At 51.5% G+C, this 16,210-nt stretch carries 13 protein-coding genes; 2 read left to right on the top strand and 11 right to left on the bottom strand.

The window, feature by feature from the left end; translation table 11 throughout:
• Positions 1-193: 193 nt before the first annotated feature.
• The gene (locus ACTF5Z_RS04580) at positions 194-1,831 is read left to right on the top strand and encodes a putative bifunctional diguanylate cyclase/phosphodiesterase (RefSeq protein ID WP_438984673.1); all 1,638 of its coding nucleotides are present in this window, start codon (positions 194-196) and stop codon (positions 1,829-1,831) included.
• 22 nt (positions 1,832-1,853) lie between these two features.
• On the opposite strand, the gene ACTF5Z_RS04575 is transcribed toward ACTF5Z_RS04580, so the two are convergent.
• The 7 genes from ACTF5Z_RS04575 to ACTF5Z_RS04545 all read right to left on the bottom strand — a co-directional run bounded on the left by ACTF5Z_RS04575 (position 1,854) and on the right by ACTF5Z_RS04545 (position 8,560).
• A complete protein-coding gene (locus tag ACTF5Z_RS04575; protein WP_438984672.1) occupies positions 1,854-3,440 on the bottom strand; it encodes an ABC transporter ATP-binding protein in 1,587 nt (528 codons plus the stop codon).
• A gap of 9 nt (positions 3,441-3,449) precedes the next feature.
• Complete coding sequence (locus ACTF5Z_RS04570; RefSeq protein ID WP_009576965.1) at positions 3,450-4,325, bottom strand: ABC transporter permease; 876 nt, start codon at positions 4,323-4,325, stop codon at positions 3,450-3,452.
• A gap of 3 nt (positions 4,326-4,328) precedes the next feature.
• Positions 4,329-5,258 (bottom strand): ABC transporter permease, encoded by a 930-nt coding sequence (locus ACTF5Z_RS04565; RefSeq protein ID WP_438984671.1) that lies wholly within the window; start codon positions 5,256-5,258, stop codon positions 4,329-4,331.
• Between the two features lie 2 nt (positions 5,259-5,260).
• A complete protein-coding gene (locus ACTF5Z_RS04560; RefSeq protein WP_438984674.1) occupies positions 5,261-6,886 on the bottom strand; it encodes a peptide ABC transporter substrate-binding protein in 1,626 nt (541 codons plus the stop codon).
• Between the two features lie 93 nt (positions 6,887-6,979).
• On the bottom strand, positions 6,980-7,525 hold the full coding sequence (locus ACTF5Z_RS04555) for a lipocalin family protein (protein ID WP_438984670.1): 546 nt from the start codon (positions 7,523-7,525) through the stop codon (positions 6,980-6,982).
• Entirely contained in the window at positions 7,504-7,890 is a 387-nt protein-coding gene (locus ACTF5Z_RS04550; RefSeq protein ID WP_438984669.1) for a chalcone isomerase family protein, read from the bottom strand. The genes ACTF5Z_RS04555 and ACTF5Z_RS04550 overlap by 22 nt, the downstream gene beginning before the upstream one ends.
• 121 nt (positions 7,891-8,011) lie before the next feature.
• A complete protein-coding gene (locus ACTF5Z_RS04545; protein WP_438984668.1) occupies positions 8,012-8,560 on the bottom strand; it encodes a DUF2878 domain-containing protein in 549 nt (182 codons plus the stop codon).
• A gap of 167 nt (positions 8,561-8,727) precedes the next feature.
• Between ACTF5Z_RS04545 and ACTF5Z_RS04540 the strand changes: the two genes are divergently transcribed.
• Entirely contained in the window at positions 8,728-9,909 is a 1,182-nt protein-coding gene (locus ACTF5Z_RS04540) for an alpha/beta hydrolase family protein (RefSeq protein ID WP_438984667.1), read from the top strand.
• On the opposite strand, the gene ACTF5Z_RS04535 is transcribed toward ACTF5Z_RS04540, so the two are convergent.
• The 4 genes from ACTF5Z_RS04535 to ACTF5Z_RS04520 are packed head-to-tail and all read right to left on the bottom strand — an operon-like array spanning position 9,881 to position 16,208.
• Positions 9,881-12,028 (bottom strand): prolyl oligopeptidase family serine peptidase, encoded by a 2,148-nt coding sequence (locus ACTF5Z_RS04535; RefSeq protein ID WP_438984666.1) that lies wholly within the window; start codon positions 12,026-12,028, stop codon positions 9,881-9,883. The genes ACTF5Z_RS04540 and ACTF5Z_RS04535 overlap by 29 nt on opposite strands.
• Positions 12,025-12,849, bottom strand: a complete 825-nt coding sequence (locus ACTF5Z_RS04530) for a M48 family metallopeptidase (RefSeq protein ID WP_423849365.1) — start codon at positions 12,847-12,849, stop codon at positions 12,025-12,027. The genes ACTF5Z_RS04535 and ACTF5Z_RS04530 overlap by 4 nt, the downstream gene beginning before the upstream one ends.
• Positions 12,850-12,871: 22 nt before the next feature.
• Positions 12,872-13,873 carry an NAD(P)H-dependent glycerol-3-phosphate dehydrogenase gene (locus ACTF5Z_RS04525; RefSeq protein WP_423849366.1) on the bottom strand — a complete coding sequence of 334 codons (1,002 nt, stop codon included), beginning with the start codon at positions 13,871-13,873 and terminating at the stop codon, positions 12,872-12,874.
• 10 nt (positions 13,874-13,883) lie between these two features.
• The gene (locus tag ACTF5Z_RS04520) at positions 13,884-16,208 is read right to left on the bottom strand and encodes a glycerol-3-phosphate 1-O-acyltransferase (RefSeq protein ID WP_438984665.1); all 2,325 of its coding nucleotides are present in this window, start codon (positions 16,206-16,208) and stop codon (positions 13,884-13,886) included.
• Between the last annotated feature and the right edge of the window lie 2 nt (positions 16,209-16,210).

The following is a 16,210-nucleotide window of genomic DNA, read 5'->3' as shown; positions in this document are numbered from 1 at the left end:
CGTCCGAAAGGATAGCTCAAGCCCTGGTAATGAACATTTTCTGTATCACTCATGTGATTAAACCTCTGTTGTACCCGTGACAAACAACGGGTTTATGCTACTGTTAGCATCTTGTTTACTCTAATGCGCTCATTGCCAATCAAGGTGAGCGTTTTTATTCCCAACGGCTTCTTGAAGGATCCGCGGTAGCACGATGACAGATCAAGCGACAATAACAGCCGTAGTCGTCGGCATCATTGTTCTTAGCATTATCGCAATGGCGGGTACGGCGCATACCATTGGCCTCATTGTGTTTAAACGTAACGAACGCTCGCGGGGATGGCAATTCCTTTTTGCCGCGACGCTTTTGTTTATTGGCGCCTATATTGCGTTTGGTATTGATCTGTATTGGCGTGGATTCAGTGTACACGACATTTTGTCCTCGCTGATCATGTTGGGCGGAAGTTTTTTTGGCTTGTTGTTAAGCCGGCATTCGCTGGAATCGATTGATGGTTTGATTTCGTTTGGTAAGGTGGCCAACTACAATGCGTTGCATGATGACTTAACCGGCCTGCCCAATCGCGTTGCCTTTCGAACAGAGATGAGCAAAATCTTGGCTCGTGCTCGAGACGAATCACACCATTTTGCGGTCTTGGTGGCGGATCTTAATGGGTTCAAGGGTGTCAACGATACCTTGGGGCATTTTGTTGGTGATGGGGTGTTAGAAGAATTGGCGCAACGCTTCAAAAAAGTGCTGCGCAGAGGTGACTTTGTGGCCCGCTGGGGGGGAGACGAATTCGCGTTTGTGCTGCCCGCAACAACTCGCGTAGGCGCCGAAGAGGTTGCCGAAAAACTGATTTCCGCCACCGACGATTACTTTTGCGTTGAAGAGCACGAGATTAGTATCGGCATTAGCATGGGGCTCGCGATGTTCCCTCTGCACGCCGATGATGGTGGTGAGCTCTTACGTATGGCAGATACCGCCCTCTACGCGGCCAAAGCCAAGGCAGGGTCGAACGTTGCACTTTATGACCCCGCCAGTGATGACAATGCGACCCAGCGGTTAATGATGAACAAAAATCTTCAGCTGGCACTGGCTCGTGATGAGCTCGAGTTGTTCTATCAGCCCATTATTAATATGCAAACTCAGTGCGTTAGCAGTGTCGAAGCACTGTTGCGCTGGCACCATCCGGATCTAGGCCTGTTAAACCCAGACGAATTTATGCGCCTCGCGGAGATGAGCGGCCTGATTCGTCAGGTGACTCGCTGGACCATGGATCAAGCTGCTCGACAGTTGCGCGTGTGGCGTATGCGCGGACTCAACTTAGATGTCAGCATCAATTTATCGATTTCGGATATACAAGACTTGAACGTTACGGCGCAACTGCGCAATGTGCTTGACAGGCTGAACTTAGAGCCCGGTGCTTTGACCTTAGAAGTCACCGAAACCAGTATGATGACTGACCCCAATAAAGCACTCGAGAGCTTGCAGCGCTTGGATAAGATGGGTGCGATGATAGCCATTGACGACTTTGGTACCGGGTTTGCTTCGCTTTCTTATTTGCGTCGAATACCCGCCAGAGCCGTTAAAATCGACAAGGCGTTTATCCAGCGTTTGTCAGATGAAGCCGACGACCGAATTATTGTGGAGTCGACCATTGCAATGGCGCATGCGCTGGATAAGGTAGTGGTCGCTGAGGGCGTTGAGGAGGCTACAACTCTGCAAACCCTTCAAGAACTCGGCTGCGATTATGCGCAAGGCTTCTATATCGCCACACCGATGTCGATCGGCGATTTCGAGGAGTGGCTGGCTAACCCCGATAAGCCCTGGGGCGTGGGGCTAAAAACTTGAGCTAAGCGCCCTCCCTATTCGTTTAACTTGCCAGTAAAGACTGCCCCGGTATCGATTGGAGTAGAGTTTTGGTGTAGTTCTGCTGGGGGTTGATAAACAAAGTTTCGCTACTACCTTGCTCTACAATTTTGCCGTGGTATAACACAATAATTCGATCCGCAATGTGCCTGACCACCGCAAGGTCATGCGATACGAATAGCATTGTTAGCCCATACTGTTGCCCCAATTCCAGCATCAAATCCAGAATTTGCGCTTGGATGGTGACATCCAATGCAGATACTGGCTCGTCTGCCACAATAAAGTCGGGTTTAGTCGCAAGCGCTCGACCAATAGCGATACGCTGCCTTTGGCCCCCAGAGAATTCGTGCGGATACTTGCGTATAAAAGCGCGGGCTAGGCCGACATCATCCATTAGCTTTAACACGGCTTGCTCTACAGTCTTGCGCGATTCAATGTTGTGCAGGAGCAACGGCTCGGCCAGCGTGTCGTAAACGCTCATGCGTGGGTTGAGTGAGGCATACGGATCTTGAAAGATCATCTGCATGCGCCGGCGCATACTTTTTAGCCCGTCTTTGTCTAGGGCAGTCACATCGGTTCCAGCGAAATTGACGGTGCCTTCGGTTATGGGCAGTAGTCTGAGTATTGAGCGGCCAATCGTGGATTTACCTGAGCCCGATTCACCAACTAGCCCGAGAATTTCGCCTTTGTTAATTTCAAAGCTGACGTCATCGACCGCCTTAACTGTCTGTGAGGGGGTTTCGAAATACGTTTTTAAATTTTTGACCTGCACCAAAGGCTCGAGCACTTGACTGCTACTTTGCTTGGTACTGCTGGGGATTGCTGCTAACAGTTTCTGTGTATAGGGATGTTGCGCATGCTTGAAGATGGCTTCTCGATCCCCGCGTTCGACTAGGTGGCCCTTCTCCATTACGATAATTTGGTCGGCAATGTCAGCGACCACCGCGAGGTCATGGCTAATAAAAATCACGCCAATGTCGCGTTTGGTTTGAAGTTCGGCAATGAGCTTGAGAATCTGAGCTTGAATGGTTACGTCCAAGGCAGTCGTTGGTTCGTCAGCGATGAGTAACTTGGGTTCATTAATTAGCGCCATCGCAATCATTACCCGCTGGCGCATACCGCCCGAAAACTCATGGGGATAATTGTTGATGGTGGTATCGGGGTCGCGAATACCGACCTCGACTAAGAGCTCCTTGGCTCGATTCAGGGCGTCTTTTTTGCTCAAATCTTTGTGGTAGACCAGAGGCTCGATAAGCTGATCACCAATGGTCATAAAGGGATTTAGGCAGGTCATTGGGTCTTGGAAAATCATAGCGATGTCACGACCCCGTATGGCTCGAAGCTCGGACTCAGACATCTGCAGTAAATCTTGCCCTTCGAAAAGCGCTTGGCCCGATTCAACACTGGCTGGTGGTTGCGGCAATAGCCCTAGTAAGCTGTAACAAGCCACCGATTTGCCCGAGCCTGACTCGCCAATGATAGCGGTGATTTGGCCTTTTTCGACGGCAAAGCTGATGTCGTTAACGGCGATGGTATGGCCGTTACGGGTATTAAAATCGACTCGCAGATTAGACACGGATAATAAACTCATGGGTGCTCCTTAATCTGCAGAACGACGCACGTCGAGCGCATCACGCAAGCCGTCGCCCAAAAAATTTAGTGCGAATAGGGTTAGGGTGAGCGCCATGCCGGGAAAGATCAGTAGCCACGGATATTCTTCCATGGTCTCCGCACCGTACGATATCAGCAGGCCCCATGAGGTTTTGGGTGGCTGAATGCCCAAGCCTAAAAAGCTTAAAAAGGCTTCTAGCAGCATAACGCTTGGGATCGTCAGGGTGGTGTACACAATGATAGGGCCTAGCGCATTGGGAATTAAGTGGCGACGAATAATCGTAGCAGGCGCTAAACCTAAGGAGATCGCCGCTTCCACAAACTCTTGCTTGCGTAGGGTTTGCACCTGACCACGCATGATGCGAGCCATAGTCAACCACTCAACGGCGCCAATGGCCAAGAATAGCAGGAGCAAGTTGCGACCGAAGACAACCATCAGTAACACGATGAAAATCATGAAGGGCAGAGCATAAAGGATATCCACAATACGCATCATTACTGCGTCAACGCGGCCACCGACATAACCGGCAATAGCGCCCCAAGTGACTCCGATCAATAAGGCTACCGCGGTAGCCACAAACCCAACGGCAAGCGAGATACGGCCGCCGTACATGATCTGAGTAAGTAAATCTCTTCCAAAGATATCGGTGCCAAGCCAATGCGCTGCAGAGGGTGGCGTTGCGCCTAAGTCCAAATTTTGGGCATCGTAGGCGTAGGGCGCTATCCAGGGGGTCAACAGCGCAATTAGCACGAAGCTGCTAAGAAGCCCAAGGCCAAACAGCGCCAGCTTATTCTTTTTGAGTCGACGCCATGCGTCTTCCCACAAGGATGTGCCTTTTTCGGCTTGTAGAGTCATGTCGGTCATAAATTATTCGCTTAATTGCGCGCGTAGCCGAGGGTTGAGCCACGCCGCTACGATGTCGGACAGTAAGTTAAACAGAACAATCAGTGTTGATAAAAATACAGTTGTTCCCAAGATCATGGTGTAGTCACGGTTGAAAGCTGCTTGCACGTAGAATCGGCCGAGCCCTGGGATTTGGAAAATCGTTTCCACCACGAAGGAGCCCGCTAATAAGCCCGCAAATGCGGGGCCTAAAAACGCGACGACAGGCAGCATGCCACCCCGAAGCCCGTGCTTTATGACGACCTGCCACTCGGGTAGCCCTTTTGCTCGCGCGGTGCGAATGTAGTCTTGGCTGAGTACTTCCAGCATTCCGGCGCGCGATAGACGAGCCACATAGGCAGCATAGGCGGCGCCTAAAGTAATGCTGGGCATCAGTTTGTCGCCAGGGATGTCGCCCCAGCCCGATACGGGGAGCCAGTCGAGCTCAATGCCGAACAGTAGTACTAGCAAGGGCCCCAACAAGAATGTGGGCATACAAATACCAATCATCGCAAGAGACATCGGGATGTAGTCTTGCAGAGTATTAGGACGCAGTGCCGCCAATATGCCCGAGAGGCCACCGATGATGAGTGCAATCAGCAGAGCGTAAGCGCCCAGTTCTGCGGTTACCGGCAGACCTGATTCGATGAGTTCGTTAATGCTGCGTCCGGGGTATTTAAATGAGGGACCAAGATCACCCTGCATTAAATCACCTAGGTAGGCGAAATATTGCTCGTGTAAGGGAAGATCAAGGCGGTACTGTCGCTCGAGCGCAGCTTTAACTTCTGGGATGACCGCTTTTTCTGCATCAAAAGGCCCACCAGGCGCTGCGCGGACTAAGAAAAAGGTAGCCGTAATGACAACAAAAATAACGGGGACGGCTTGCAACAATCGACCGAAAATAAAACGCCACATGATTATTCTGCCTTGAGGGTTTCGTTTGGATCGAGCCAAACGTAGCGAATGTTCAGCGAGTCCATTAAGTTAGAGGGCATGCCTTTGACGCTTGGGTGTATCAAATGTTTGCTGGTGTAGGTGTAGATGGGGATGATGGGCATTTCCTCCATCAGCATGGTTTCGGCTTGGCGGAACAGAGCATATCGTTCTTCGCGCGTTGCTGCGTTTGGCGCTTCGCGCAAGATAATCTCGTCGTATTTCGGGTCGCTGTAACCCGTGTTGTTATTTCCGCCTTCGGTGATAAATAGATCCAAGAAGTTGTTGGCATCGACGTAGTCGCCAATCCAGCCTCGGCGCGCGACTTGGAAGTTCATTTGGTTGACCGAGTCGAGATAAACTTTCCATTCTTGATTGGCAAGCGATACGTCAATATTCAGGACGTCTTTCCACATTTGTTGGATGGCAACAGCGACTTTGCGATGGTTTTCGCTGGTGTTGTAGGTAAGTTCCAACCCCGGCCAGTTTTCGCCATTGGGGTAGCCCGCTTCAGTCAAGAGTTGACGCGCTTGCTCTGGGTCATAGCCAAAGGTCTTGGGCGGGAAGTACCCCAGAGTATCTGGCGGTGTGATTGAGTATGCGGGGACATAGGCGTTTTGTAGTACCGTGCTGACGAGCGTGTCGCGATCTACGGCCATAGAGAGCGCTTTGCGAACGCGTACATCGTTCATTGGTGCCTTTTGGGTGTTCAGCAAGTAATAGTAAGTGCCTAAATAGGGGGCCTGCACAAAAGGCGAGTTGTCCATGGCCTTGTAAACAGGGATTTTATCCAAGGGGACTTCGTTGGTGTAGTGCAGTTGACCGGCTCTGAACATGCGCTCTTCGCTGGTGAGGTTCTCGGTAGGATAGAACATCACCGCATTGAGTTTGACGTTTTCGGCATTCCAGTAGAGTGGATTCTTCTCGACGCGGATGTAGCGGTTTAATTTCCATTCGGTCAAAACAAAGGGGCCGTTACTGACCATGTTGCCGACCCGCGTCCACGGGGTAAAGCGGTCGGTCGCACCACCAAACTTGCTGACGGTGTCAGGATGTACCGCAAAGGTCGAGTAGTGGTCCATAAGCTGTATGAAGTAGGGGGTGGGTGCGTTCAGAGTCACCACCAGCGTCTGATCGTCCGCTGCTTGCACGCCAAGTTGCTCGGCGTCATCAAGTTTGCCCGTTGCGTAGGCCTCGGCGTTCAGCAGGGGATAAAGCATATAGGCATATTGGTTGCCCATGTTGGGATCAAGCGCGCGGCGCCATGACCAGACGTAATCATGAGCCGTTACTGGGTCGCCATTCGACCAGCGCGCTTTAGGATTGATGTGGAAAGTGATTTGTTTGCCGTCATCACTAATATCCCAGCTTTGGGCAACACCGGGCTCTGGCTCAAGCGTATAAGGGTTTTTGACGGCGAGACCCTCAAACAGCGTCCTAATAATTTTGTTTTCAGGTACGCCGGTAACGACATGTGGATCGAGGCCTTGGGGTTCGGAGCCATTCCCGTAATGAAGCACACCTTCGCGGTTGCCTTGTTCTACTTTGGACTCACCGCCCATACACGCCGTAAGGCTAATTAAATATACTGCAATGAGCGCTCGAATCATCGACTGTACCACTGAGGCCTTCCTCTTTTTTGCGTCTTAGACTACGTGCACGAATCGTACCGTAATGTTGCTCTGGGTGCGAAGCCTAATCTGTCACAAATTCGGATTTGACTGAACTGCTTTGGGTATTTGTTGGTCGACCCACACTAACTGATTAAGCTGATACCCAAGCGCTTCGGCATCGTCTAAAAACGCTTGTTTTACTTGGTCGCTCACCGTGGGGGTGCGGGATAATAACCACAAATACTCTTTGGTATTGCCCGTGACGAAGGCGTAGCGATAGTCGGGATCAAGCTTGAACACAACATAAGACGCATAAAAGGGACCAAAAAAGGAAACTTTCAGGTGCGCGGTGTCAGGCGAACCAACGAAATAGGCTTTGCCCTCGGCTTTTTGCCAACTCTGCTCAGCCGCGGAGTAACCTTGGTTGATAACATTTATGCCGCCGTCATCGCGCGCCGTATAAGTCGCGGTTACGCTGTGCAGCCCCTTTTCAAAGCGATTTTCAATTCGGGCGACTTCGTACCACTGGCCGAGGTAACGGCTTTGGTCAAAATTATTAATCGCAATAACACCCTCAGGCACTCCTGTACAGGCGCTAAGCCAGAGGCATAAAATTAACAGGCCAAAGTTTCGCATGCGTCTGATCCTAGTAATTGTGCCCTAAGCTCTGGGCGGCTGGTGTTGGGCGATAGCCAGATATTCAAAAAATGCTGACCGAACGTCGGGTCGTCTAACCCTCCTAGCGTTTGGCCATTGTAGTAAAACGTATTTGACCCTCCGGGTAAAACGATAAAGGTTAATGAATCCCCTTTTTTGACGTCAGGGAGCAAGGATTCAAGTGGCTTTAAGTAGGGCTCGTAGGTTTCAGGTGAGAGCCCCAGAGAATCCCATTCTTTCACCGTTTGCGTAACTAAGGCGGAACCTTTGATATCGCGAAGGTAATGGATTTCAAGCGCCACCGGTTCTTGGTAGCCTTCGTAATGGCCCGAGGGTGTCTTCAACCGGGAGTCGTACACATCGAAAAAAAGGACGGATAAGCGCGCCCGCCCGACCTCAAGCCAAGTGTTCGGGTCAAATTTTTCAGCGTTTGGAAAAGCAAAAAGCGGTGTGCACCATAGCAGGCTAAGTGTGAGCACTAACTTGAGCGAGGTCTTCATTATACAGTTGCCTTGCAAGCGTAAAGAACAAAGGAAGTAAGCAGGCCCAGATCGCTGCCAACAGCAGCAGCGTGGGGATAAGCTCATAGCCAAATTCTACCGCACCGAAGCGATATCCAGCAAAGTAGCTGCTAGGCCCCCCGATCGCTCCAAATAAGGCGGCCAACAGCAGATGGCGATTTAAAAATTTAAGGCTGCGCACCAGGGTTGTGCTAAAGCCAAACCACAAAAGCGCCAGCCACAGCGGCACAAAAGTATGGTTTGGGAAGACAAAGATTTCACTGCGCGTTAAAACAATATCAACCAATATACCAATGGTGGCAACTCTTGCTGCGAGTAAACTGGTTTTTCCTAGGTCCGGTGTGGCGAGGACTAGAAGAGCGAGCGCCGCGATGGTGAAGGGCAGAGCAGCGTCTTGGCCGACACAGGCGAGTGCCCAAAAACCATTAAACGCTAAGGCGTTACCCACAGTGGTATTGTTCAGCTGAATTAAGCGCGCTCGCCAATAGGGCATGATTAAGTACTCAAATATTTTTGAGCTATACGAGTCGGGCAGCTAAGCGGATGAAATTTGTTTGTCATGCGGGGGCGGCCATTTTTTAGAAGCATCGCTGCCATGACTTGCGCGAGCGATTAGGCTTGGTCGACAATGCGCTTTTACTTTTTCGTGTTGGAGGCTCCATGAAAGCCCTAAAAATCAGCTTTTTTATACTGCTTGTGGTCGCTCTAGGCTTGATGGGTATGAGCGTTGTTTACGCGCCTCAAGGCTTCCCTGAAGGTTCGATGACCGATCAGCGAGCGGCTTTGCATCACTACGCTATCCGCAGTGAGTCTATTGCTTTGCGCGACGATTCAAGGAGCACGCAAGCCAATAAAGACGTGCCGGCGAAAGCGGGGCGTGAATTTACGGGTTTGGTGTTTTCCCCTAATCTAGACGCCCCGCCACGAAAGCCATTTCCCCTTGTGATTTACAGCCATGGATTTTCGTCTTCTCACAAAGGAGGGGAATACTTAGGGCGTTATCTGGCAGGCCTCGGTTTTGTGGTGGCCATGGTGGATTTCCCTTTGACTAACATGTACGCCGAAGGGGGCCCTTTCGTAAAAGACGTAGTGAACCAACCGGCTGACGTGTCGTTCCTGATCGATGTGCTACTGGAAAGATCACAGCGACATGGCGATACTCTGAGCGGACTCATCGATCCCGAGCGGATCGGGGTGATGGGTGTATCTCTTGGAGGTTTCACCTCGACTTTATTGGCCTACCATCCTGCGATGGGCGATCCAAGAGTCGACGCGGCGATCTCGATCGCAGGCCCTAGCTCGCTGTTTACCGATCGGTTTTTCACCTCACGGTCGCTACCCTTCATGATGATTGGCGGCACCTACGATGTGTTAGTTCCCTATGAAGCCAATGCGGCGCCCTTTCAAACCAAGGCGCCTAATGCCTGGCTAATGAGTATTGAGGGTGGCGCGCACACGGCTTTTTCAGGTCCCACCGCCGCATTTCGATTCTTGGATAACGTTGATGTCATTGGCTGTTGGGCTGTGCTGCGCAATACCCAGGGTGATTTAGACGAGCCCTGGTACGATTTGCTGGGTGACGAGAGCATCGGTATCGATCAACAAGATCAACCGGTTTTGTGCGAGGATCCAGTGCCGAATGATGCGATGAACGTTGTTCAGCAGCAGTGGATTACCCAAGTTGCGGTTGGCGCTTTTTTTGAAATGACGCTCTCAAGTGACGCTCAGAAACAAGGCGTTGCGAGAGAGTTTTTGGCAAATACCTTTGCCAGTGAAATTGCTGAGGTGCAGGTTCGCACCCCAGCAGCACCGGTTACTTCTGTTCTAGATGGTAAAGAGTGAAGGCAAAAATATCCACGTACTGATCGATGATTTTTGATGTCGGTGTTCCAGCACCATGGCCCGCATCGGTTTCAATTCGAATGAGTACAGGCGCGTCGCCGGCTTGCTTATCTTGCAGCTGCGCCGCGAATTTGAATGAGTGTGCAGGTACCACCCGATCGTCGTGATCGGCGGTCGTCACGAGTGTCGCAGGGTAGTGCACACCCGCTCTGACATTGTGAACTGGCGAGTAACCGAGAAGGTACTGAAACATCTCGGCAGAGTCGTTGGCGGTACCGTAGTCGTAGGCCCAGCCCGCTCCTGCCGTGAATGTGTGGTAACGCAACATATCCATGACGCCTACAGCGGGAAGTGCAACGGCGGCAAAGTCGGGTTGTTGGGTCATGACTGCGCCCACCAATAAACCGCCGTTAGACCCCCCTCGAATTGCGAGTTTGCTGTGGCTGGTATAGCCTTGCTCCACCAAATAGTGTCCAGCTGCAATGAAGTCATCAAAGACGTTTTGCTTTTGTAGCTTGGTGCCGGCGAGGTGCCACGCCTTGCCGTATTCGCCGCCCCCACGCATGTTAGCCACGGCGTAGATGCCGCCTTCCTCCAGCCAAGCGGCAATGGTGGATGAAAAGCTGGGCGTAAGACTAATATTAAACCCCCCGTAGCCGTAGAGCATGGCTGGGTTTTCCCCATTCAAAGCCAGCCCCTTTTTGTGGGTAATAATCATCGGCACGCGAGTGCCATCTTTTGAGGTATAAAACACTTGCTTTGACTCGTAGTCGCCGCTGGCAAATTGCGCTTTGGATGCGCGGTACACTGCGGTCTCGCCCGAGACGGGATCGAGGCTGTACAGGGTCGATGGCGTTTTATAGTTGGTGAAAGTGTAATACAGCGTATCGGCCGCTACCTTACCCGATAGACCGGAAGCTGTACCTGGGCCGGGTAGGTCAATCGTGCGTACTTTTTCACCTGCGGTGTTGTACTGCGTGATATCGGATATCGCATCCACCATGTAGTGCGCGAAGAAATAGCCGCCACCCGTGCTTAGGTCTAATACATTGGCGGTTTCAGGTATTACGTCAATCCAGGCATCAGGCGTTGGATTGCTGAGTGTCGCTCGCGCAAGTTTGGTATTGGGGGCGTCTAGATTCGTTTGAAAAAACAGCGTATCGCCCTCGGTGTGTACCAGCGAGGTATCCGACCCCTCGTGATCCAATATCGTGATGAGCGCCTGAGTCTCAGCACTGAGGTCTTGAAGGAAGAGCTCGTTACCCGAGGTTGTGTTGGCTGCATAAATGGCTAAGTAGCGATTGTCTTCGCTGACACTGCCTGAAACGTAGCGATATTTTTGATCTGCGTCGGCCCCAAATACCAAGATGTCCTGCGAGGTGGGTGTGCCAATTGCGTGATAGTAGAGTTTGTGGTGGTCAGTTTTAGCCGATAGCTCGCTGCCATCAGGTTGGTCGTAACGGCTAAAGTAAATTCCCTCGTTGCCGCGCCAGCTTATACCACTGAATTTGACGTTACGAATGACCTCGTCAACGGGTTCCCTGGTTGCGGTATCAATAATTTGAATGGTGCGCCAATCGCTACCGCCCTCGGACAGCTGATACGCCGCCATAGAGCCGTCGTCTGAAAAGCGCAGTGAAGACATCGATACCGTGCCGTCGTCACTGAAGGTGTTAGGGTCTAAGAAGATTTCTTCTTCCGTCGATCCGTTTTTGATTCGATAAACTACCGATTGGTTTTGTAGCCCGTCATTGCGGTAAAAGTAGGTGTAGTCGCCTTCGATAAAAGGTGCACTTTCTCGTTCGTAATCCATCAGGCGAGTCAGGCGGTCGCGCAGGCGGTCTCGACCTGGCAGTTGCTGCAAGTAAGCCTGGGTCACTTGGTTCTGAGCTTTGACCCAGGCGCCAGTTTCTTCGCTGCGGTCGTCCTCAAGCCAGCGATAGGGGTCGATAACCTCTGTGTCAAAGTACACATCGCTGACGGGAGTTTTTTGCGTTATCGGGTAGTCCTGCAAGCTGATCGAATTAGCTTGGGTGGTTGTTGCAACGGGATCTGAGCAGGCCGAAATAAAAGCGCTAGTCAAAACGGTTGCGGCGAGTAATTTTGAGGATTTCTTCATTTTACTGCGTCCTTTTGATAGACGATGTTCACAGGGTAAATTGGAGCCTTAATTTGCTTTGGATTGAGGCCAGCGACCTCGTTTGCATGATCTCTAAGCGCACTCAGTCGCGTCGTGGGATCGGGGTGCGTGCTTAAAAATTCGGGCGGACGTTTGTCGCTCAGATCTCCCATTTTGCGCCAAAGTGTGACGGCAGCTTGTGGGTCGTATCCCGCAAGTGTCGCCAGTTCAAGGCCTATCGTATCTGCTTCTGACTCGGCCGTGCGGCTGTTGGGGAGTTGTAGTGCGAGAACCGCCGCCAGCTGCGCCCCTTGGTTAGCCGCGCTATTACCATCGCTCGCTACGTTGACAGCACTCAAGCCAATTTGCATGGCCACGGCCCGAGACATTTGCTCGGCGGTATGGTTGGCTAGAGCGTGGGCAATTTCGTGGCCCATGATTTGAGCGAACTCATCGTCGGTGAGTTTAAGCTGTTCGAATAAGCCGGTATAAACCGCCATGCGGCCACCAGCCATACACCACGCATTGACCATTTCGGGGTCGTCAATCAAGGCGACGCTCCAGTCCCACGTGCGGCTTGAGTGATAGTGATCGTGTGCGGTACTCACTAGACGTCCTGTAATACGCTGTACTCGGTCGGCTAGACGGTGATCAGACGAAAGCTGCTCCTTGCTCTCTAGTTGCTTCAGAGTATCGGCGTAGGCTTTTTGCGATTGCACAATCGCCGATTGAGGCGAGATGATCATAAACTGCGAACGACCTGTTGGGCTGGTGGAGCAAGCGCCTAAGAGCAGCGCCGAGACAATAACCAAAAAACGCATGGCCACAATTCCTGTGTCTGTACTAACCGGGCTCGGATTCTGCGCCCGCTGTAACGCGCAGTAAACCTTTAAATATTCGCGATGGTGAGCTCTCACCCATGATGACACGGTAGACGTCGGATACGATTGGCATTTCGATATCTTTTTGGGCTGCGATTTCGAGAACCACGGGAGCGCTTTTTAAGCCTTCGGCTACCATGAACATGCTATCGGTGATTTCTTGCACTGTCTTGCCCTTGGCTAATTGCATTCCGACGGTGCGATTACGGCTTTGATCGCTGGTACAGGTTGCAATCATATCGCCCATACCCGCTAAGCCCGCGAAGGTTTCTGCTTGCCCGCCAAGAGCAACACCGAGACGGGTAATTTCAGCTAAGCCTCGAGTGATCAGAGCGGAACGTGTGTTGTCGCCTGCACCCAGGCCATCGCCCATCCCCACTGCGATCGCGATGACATTTTTTAGCACACCACCCAGCTCGCAACCAATCACGTCAGGGTTGGTATAACATCGGAACAAGCCGCTACTGAAAACGTTTTGAAGCGAACGCATGATGATAGGGTCTTCCATGGCCAGAACGCTGGCGGCCGCCTGTCCGGCCATGATTTCGCGCGCGAGGTTCGGGCCGGTTAAAACGCCTGCAGGGTGCCCGGGTAAAACTTCATGAATGATTTCCGTCATGCGTTTTTGTGTGCCGTGCTCTAAGCCCTTGGTCAGGCTTACTACGGGTACCCAAGCGCGAATGCAACCGGCAACTTCGTTTAAGACACTTCTGAAATGCTGCGACGGAACGGCCATAACCACCACGTCGGCGTTTTGCACCACCTTGTGGATATCGCTATCTGCTGTGAGTTTGGGTGATAAGTTAGCACCCGGTAAATAGGTGCTATTGGTATGAAAGTTATTAATCTCTGTTACAGTTTTGGGGTTGCGAGCCCAGAGGGTAACGTGGGTGTTGCGCGACACTAGGTGGGCAACGGTTGTACCCCAAGATCCACCTCCAAGAACTGCTACATTTAAATCCATACTTTTACTCTTATTGTAGTGTCTGTGTCAGAGCCATTGCTTTAATGGCCTCCAAGCGGCGAAGGATATCACGGATCTGTATCGCTAAGGCGCGCCGTTGCTCGCCAGTTTCTGAGCTTGTATGTTGATGCAGGCCCTTATGCTCTAACAGTTGATAGCCATTTTGAAATAATAGCTTTGCAATCGAAGATTCACTGCTGATTCGGCGCTGTAAATACGCCTGCTTGCCTAGCTTCAGCGCCTGTTCGGTAAAGGCTTTGCTGTCGAGGTCTTGTTCATTGAGTTGGCATGCCAAGTCGGCGACAACGCTATAAGCTTCGGTAAAGATCAACAGCGTTTGGTGTGCGACCAAAGGTTTGATCGCGCGCAGTATGTCATCGCCTTGGATGTGGGCACGCTCCAGTTGATTGAGGGCATCTGGAAAATGGCGATTTAATTCGTCTTCGATTTCGGCGCGGAACAGCTCGGTTGGAGAATAAAAGAATTCAAACTTGAATGTGTCGCGCAACGATTCGACTTCGTGCCAAAAAGCGGTCACCGCATCGGTACCGCTCAGTTCTCGAATTTTCATGACCGCCAGTTCGATAATGGCTTGATGCACAAAAAAGTGAATGATGCTGTTGCGGTAGTAGCTGGCGATAGCGTGTTGATTTTGCTCGATACCGTACACGGTTTCTGGTCCCGCGTCGTAGCGCGTGATAATTCGCTCTGAAATCATGAGGCCCAGCACACCTTCTAGATTGGAGCTGATGTCTTTTTGTAGATCGTCTGACATAAAGATCTGACGCTGGTGAGCCCACGCCACAAGCCTTTCGAGTTCTTTCACAACCTCGGCTTCTGTGAGGGCCCGCGGGGCGACACCCAAAAGGCACAGAGAAATCAAAGCGGGGAAGGTTATGGGGGTAACCTTGTTGGCCTCTACGGCAACTTCGAACGCGATTTTGGCGAGTGCCAGTTTGTCGTCCGGATCTGGAGCACTTTCTAGGACGACGGGTTTGCCGACGTTCATGTACACTCGACCCATGGGCCTAGCGAGGCTTTTTACATAGCCGATAAACCACATCAGGGATTCTGCTTTTTTTACGCGGCCTGCTTGCTCAGTCGCGTACTCTTCCACGTCGCGTATTAGATCGTAGCTAATTGATACAGGTGTGATGTGAATATTTTTTGCATCGGTCGCGTGACACGCTTCAAGAACGTACTTCAAAAGACCATAGCGCGGTGGCATGAGTTTACCAACGCGTGAGCGAGTCCCTTCGAAAGACCAGTTCATGGGAAAGCGTTTTTCCATCAAGTAACCGATGTACTGGCGCAATACCATTTTGTAAACCGGGTTATCTTGGAAGCTTCGGCGAATAAAAATTCCGCCAGCGCGGCGCAATAAAAAGCCAATCCCTGCGAAACTTAGGTTTGCCCCCCCAAACATGTGCGGCATGGGGAAATCGTTTTCGTACAGCACTTTTGGCACCACCATACCATCTAAGTAGGTTTTATGAGTCCACAGCAAAATAGAGGGGTGGTCGCGTACTTGGGCGCGTAAGGTCTCGATTTCGGTTTGACTCACAACGACATCATCTTCGTAGGCGAGACCCAAACAGTACTGATTAAATTTGGCATAAAAATCTAACCAGAAAGTTGAAGGGTTGGAAATCATCTCCTTCATGTAGGTGTCGGCTTCGCGGGCCGTACTGCTGACGGAGCGTCCCGTTTCGGCGGCGACTTCGCGCAAGGATTGTTTAAAACGACGGCGATTGCGCAGATTGGCCGCGATAAAACGGGGTACTTTGTAGCGCCCACCTTGCTGCTTTCGTTCAGCAATATCTAAAACCAGGGCGGCTTGCCGTGCAACGAATTCAGCGAATGCTGCCTGTGCGTCGGGGTCGTGGTCGGCAAGTTTAATAAAGCGTTCGCGTAGGTTAGCCACCGTATCGGGCTGCCCAGTTAAAAACGTCGCGCGTTGCGGTTTGTTGCGCAGGATGCGCTTACCTCTGGCGGCTCTTGGGCGTCGCGGGTCGCCAAATACTAAGTCGCGCAATCTGGGGCCCGAGGCAATGGCTTTAGCCGAAGGCCGCCATGCAATTCGAATGGGCACGATAAGCGTATCATCGGGTTGTGCTTGTATGCTGTCGGCGATCTCCGTTTTTACAACCAGTTGTTTGTCCATCAAAACCAGTGCGCAATTTTCTGGAGTTCGGCCTTGTGTGTTGTGATAGTTAAGCCATTCTATCAGTTGCCTGCGCTCGAAGCGGTTGCGTGCATCCATAATAAAAAAGACGGGGCCATTGTGTGCACTAGGCCATGGATTCGTTTCTTCCGCTTGTTGGGTCAATGCCATAG

The sequence above is a fragment of the Aequoribacter sp. genome (assembly GCF_965659035.1).
Classification (GTDB): Bacteria; Pseudomonadota; Gammaproteobacteria; order Pseudomonadales; family Halieaceae; genus Aequoribacter.
This window is presented reverse-complemented; position numbering and strand designations above follow the sequence as displayed.

Bases quoted from the DNA above. Each gene is read 5' to 3' on its own strand.
- ACTF5Z_RS04545 (WP_438984668.1), bottom strand. From the start codon at position 8,560: ATGCCCTATTGGCGAGCGCGCTTAATTCAGCTGAACAATACCACTGTG.
- ACTF5Z_RS04580 (WP_438984673.1), top strand. From the start codon at position 194: ATGACAGATCAAGCGACAATAACAGCCGTAGTCGTCGGCATCATTGTT.
- ACTF5Z_RS04555 (WP_438984670.1), bottom strand. From the start codon at position 7,525: ATGCGAAACTTTGGCCTGTTAATTTTATGCCTCTGGCTTAGCGCCTGT.
- ACTF5Z_RS04520 (WP_438984665.1), bottom strand. From the start codon at position 16,208: ATGGCATTGACCCAACAAGCGGAAGAAACGAATCCATGGCCTAGTGCA.
- ACTF5Z_RS04570 (WP_009576965.1), bottom strand. From the start codon at position 4,325: ATGACCGACATGACTCTACAAGCCGAAAAAGGCACATCCTTGTGGGAA.
- ACTF5Z_RS04565 (WP_438984671.1), bottom strand. From the start codon at position 5,258: ATGTGGCGTTTTATTTTCGGTCGATTGTTGCAAGCCGTCCCCGTTATT.
- ACTF5Z_RS04560 (WP_438984674.1), bottom strand. From the start codon at position 6,886: ATGATTCGAGCGCTCATTGCAGTATATTTAATTAGCCTTACGGCGTGT.
- ACTF5Z_RS04540 (WP_438984667.1), top strand. From the start codon at position 8,728: ATGAAAGCCCTAAAAATCAGCTTTTTTATACTGCTTGTGGTCGCTCTA.
- ACTF5Z_RS04535 (WP_438984666.1), bottom strand. From the start codon at position 12,028: ATGAAGAAATCCTCAAAATTACTCGCCGCAACCGTTTTGACTAGCGCT.
- ACTF5Z_RS04575 (WP_438984672.1), bottom strand. From the start codon at position 3,440: ATGAGTTTATTATCCGTGTCTAATCTGCGAGTCGATTTTAATACCCGT.
- ACTF5Z_RS04525 (WP_423849366.1), bottom strand. From the start codon at position 13,873: ATGGATTTAAATGTAGCAGTTCTTGGAGGTGGATCTTGGGGTACAACC.
- ACTF5Z_RS04530 (WP_423849365.1), bottom strand. From the start codon at position 12,849: ATGCGTTTTTTGGTTATTGTCTCGGCGCTGCTCTTAGGCGCTTGCTCC.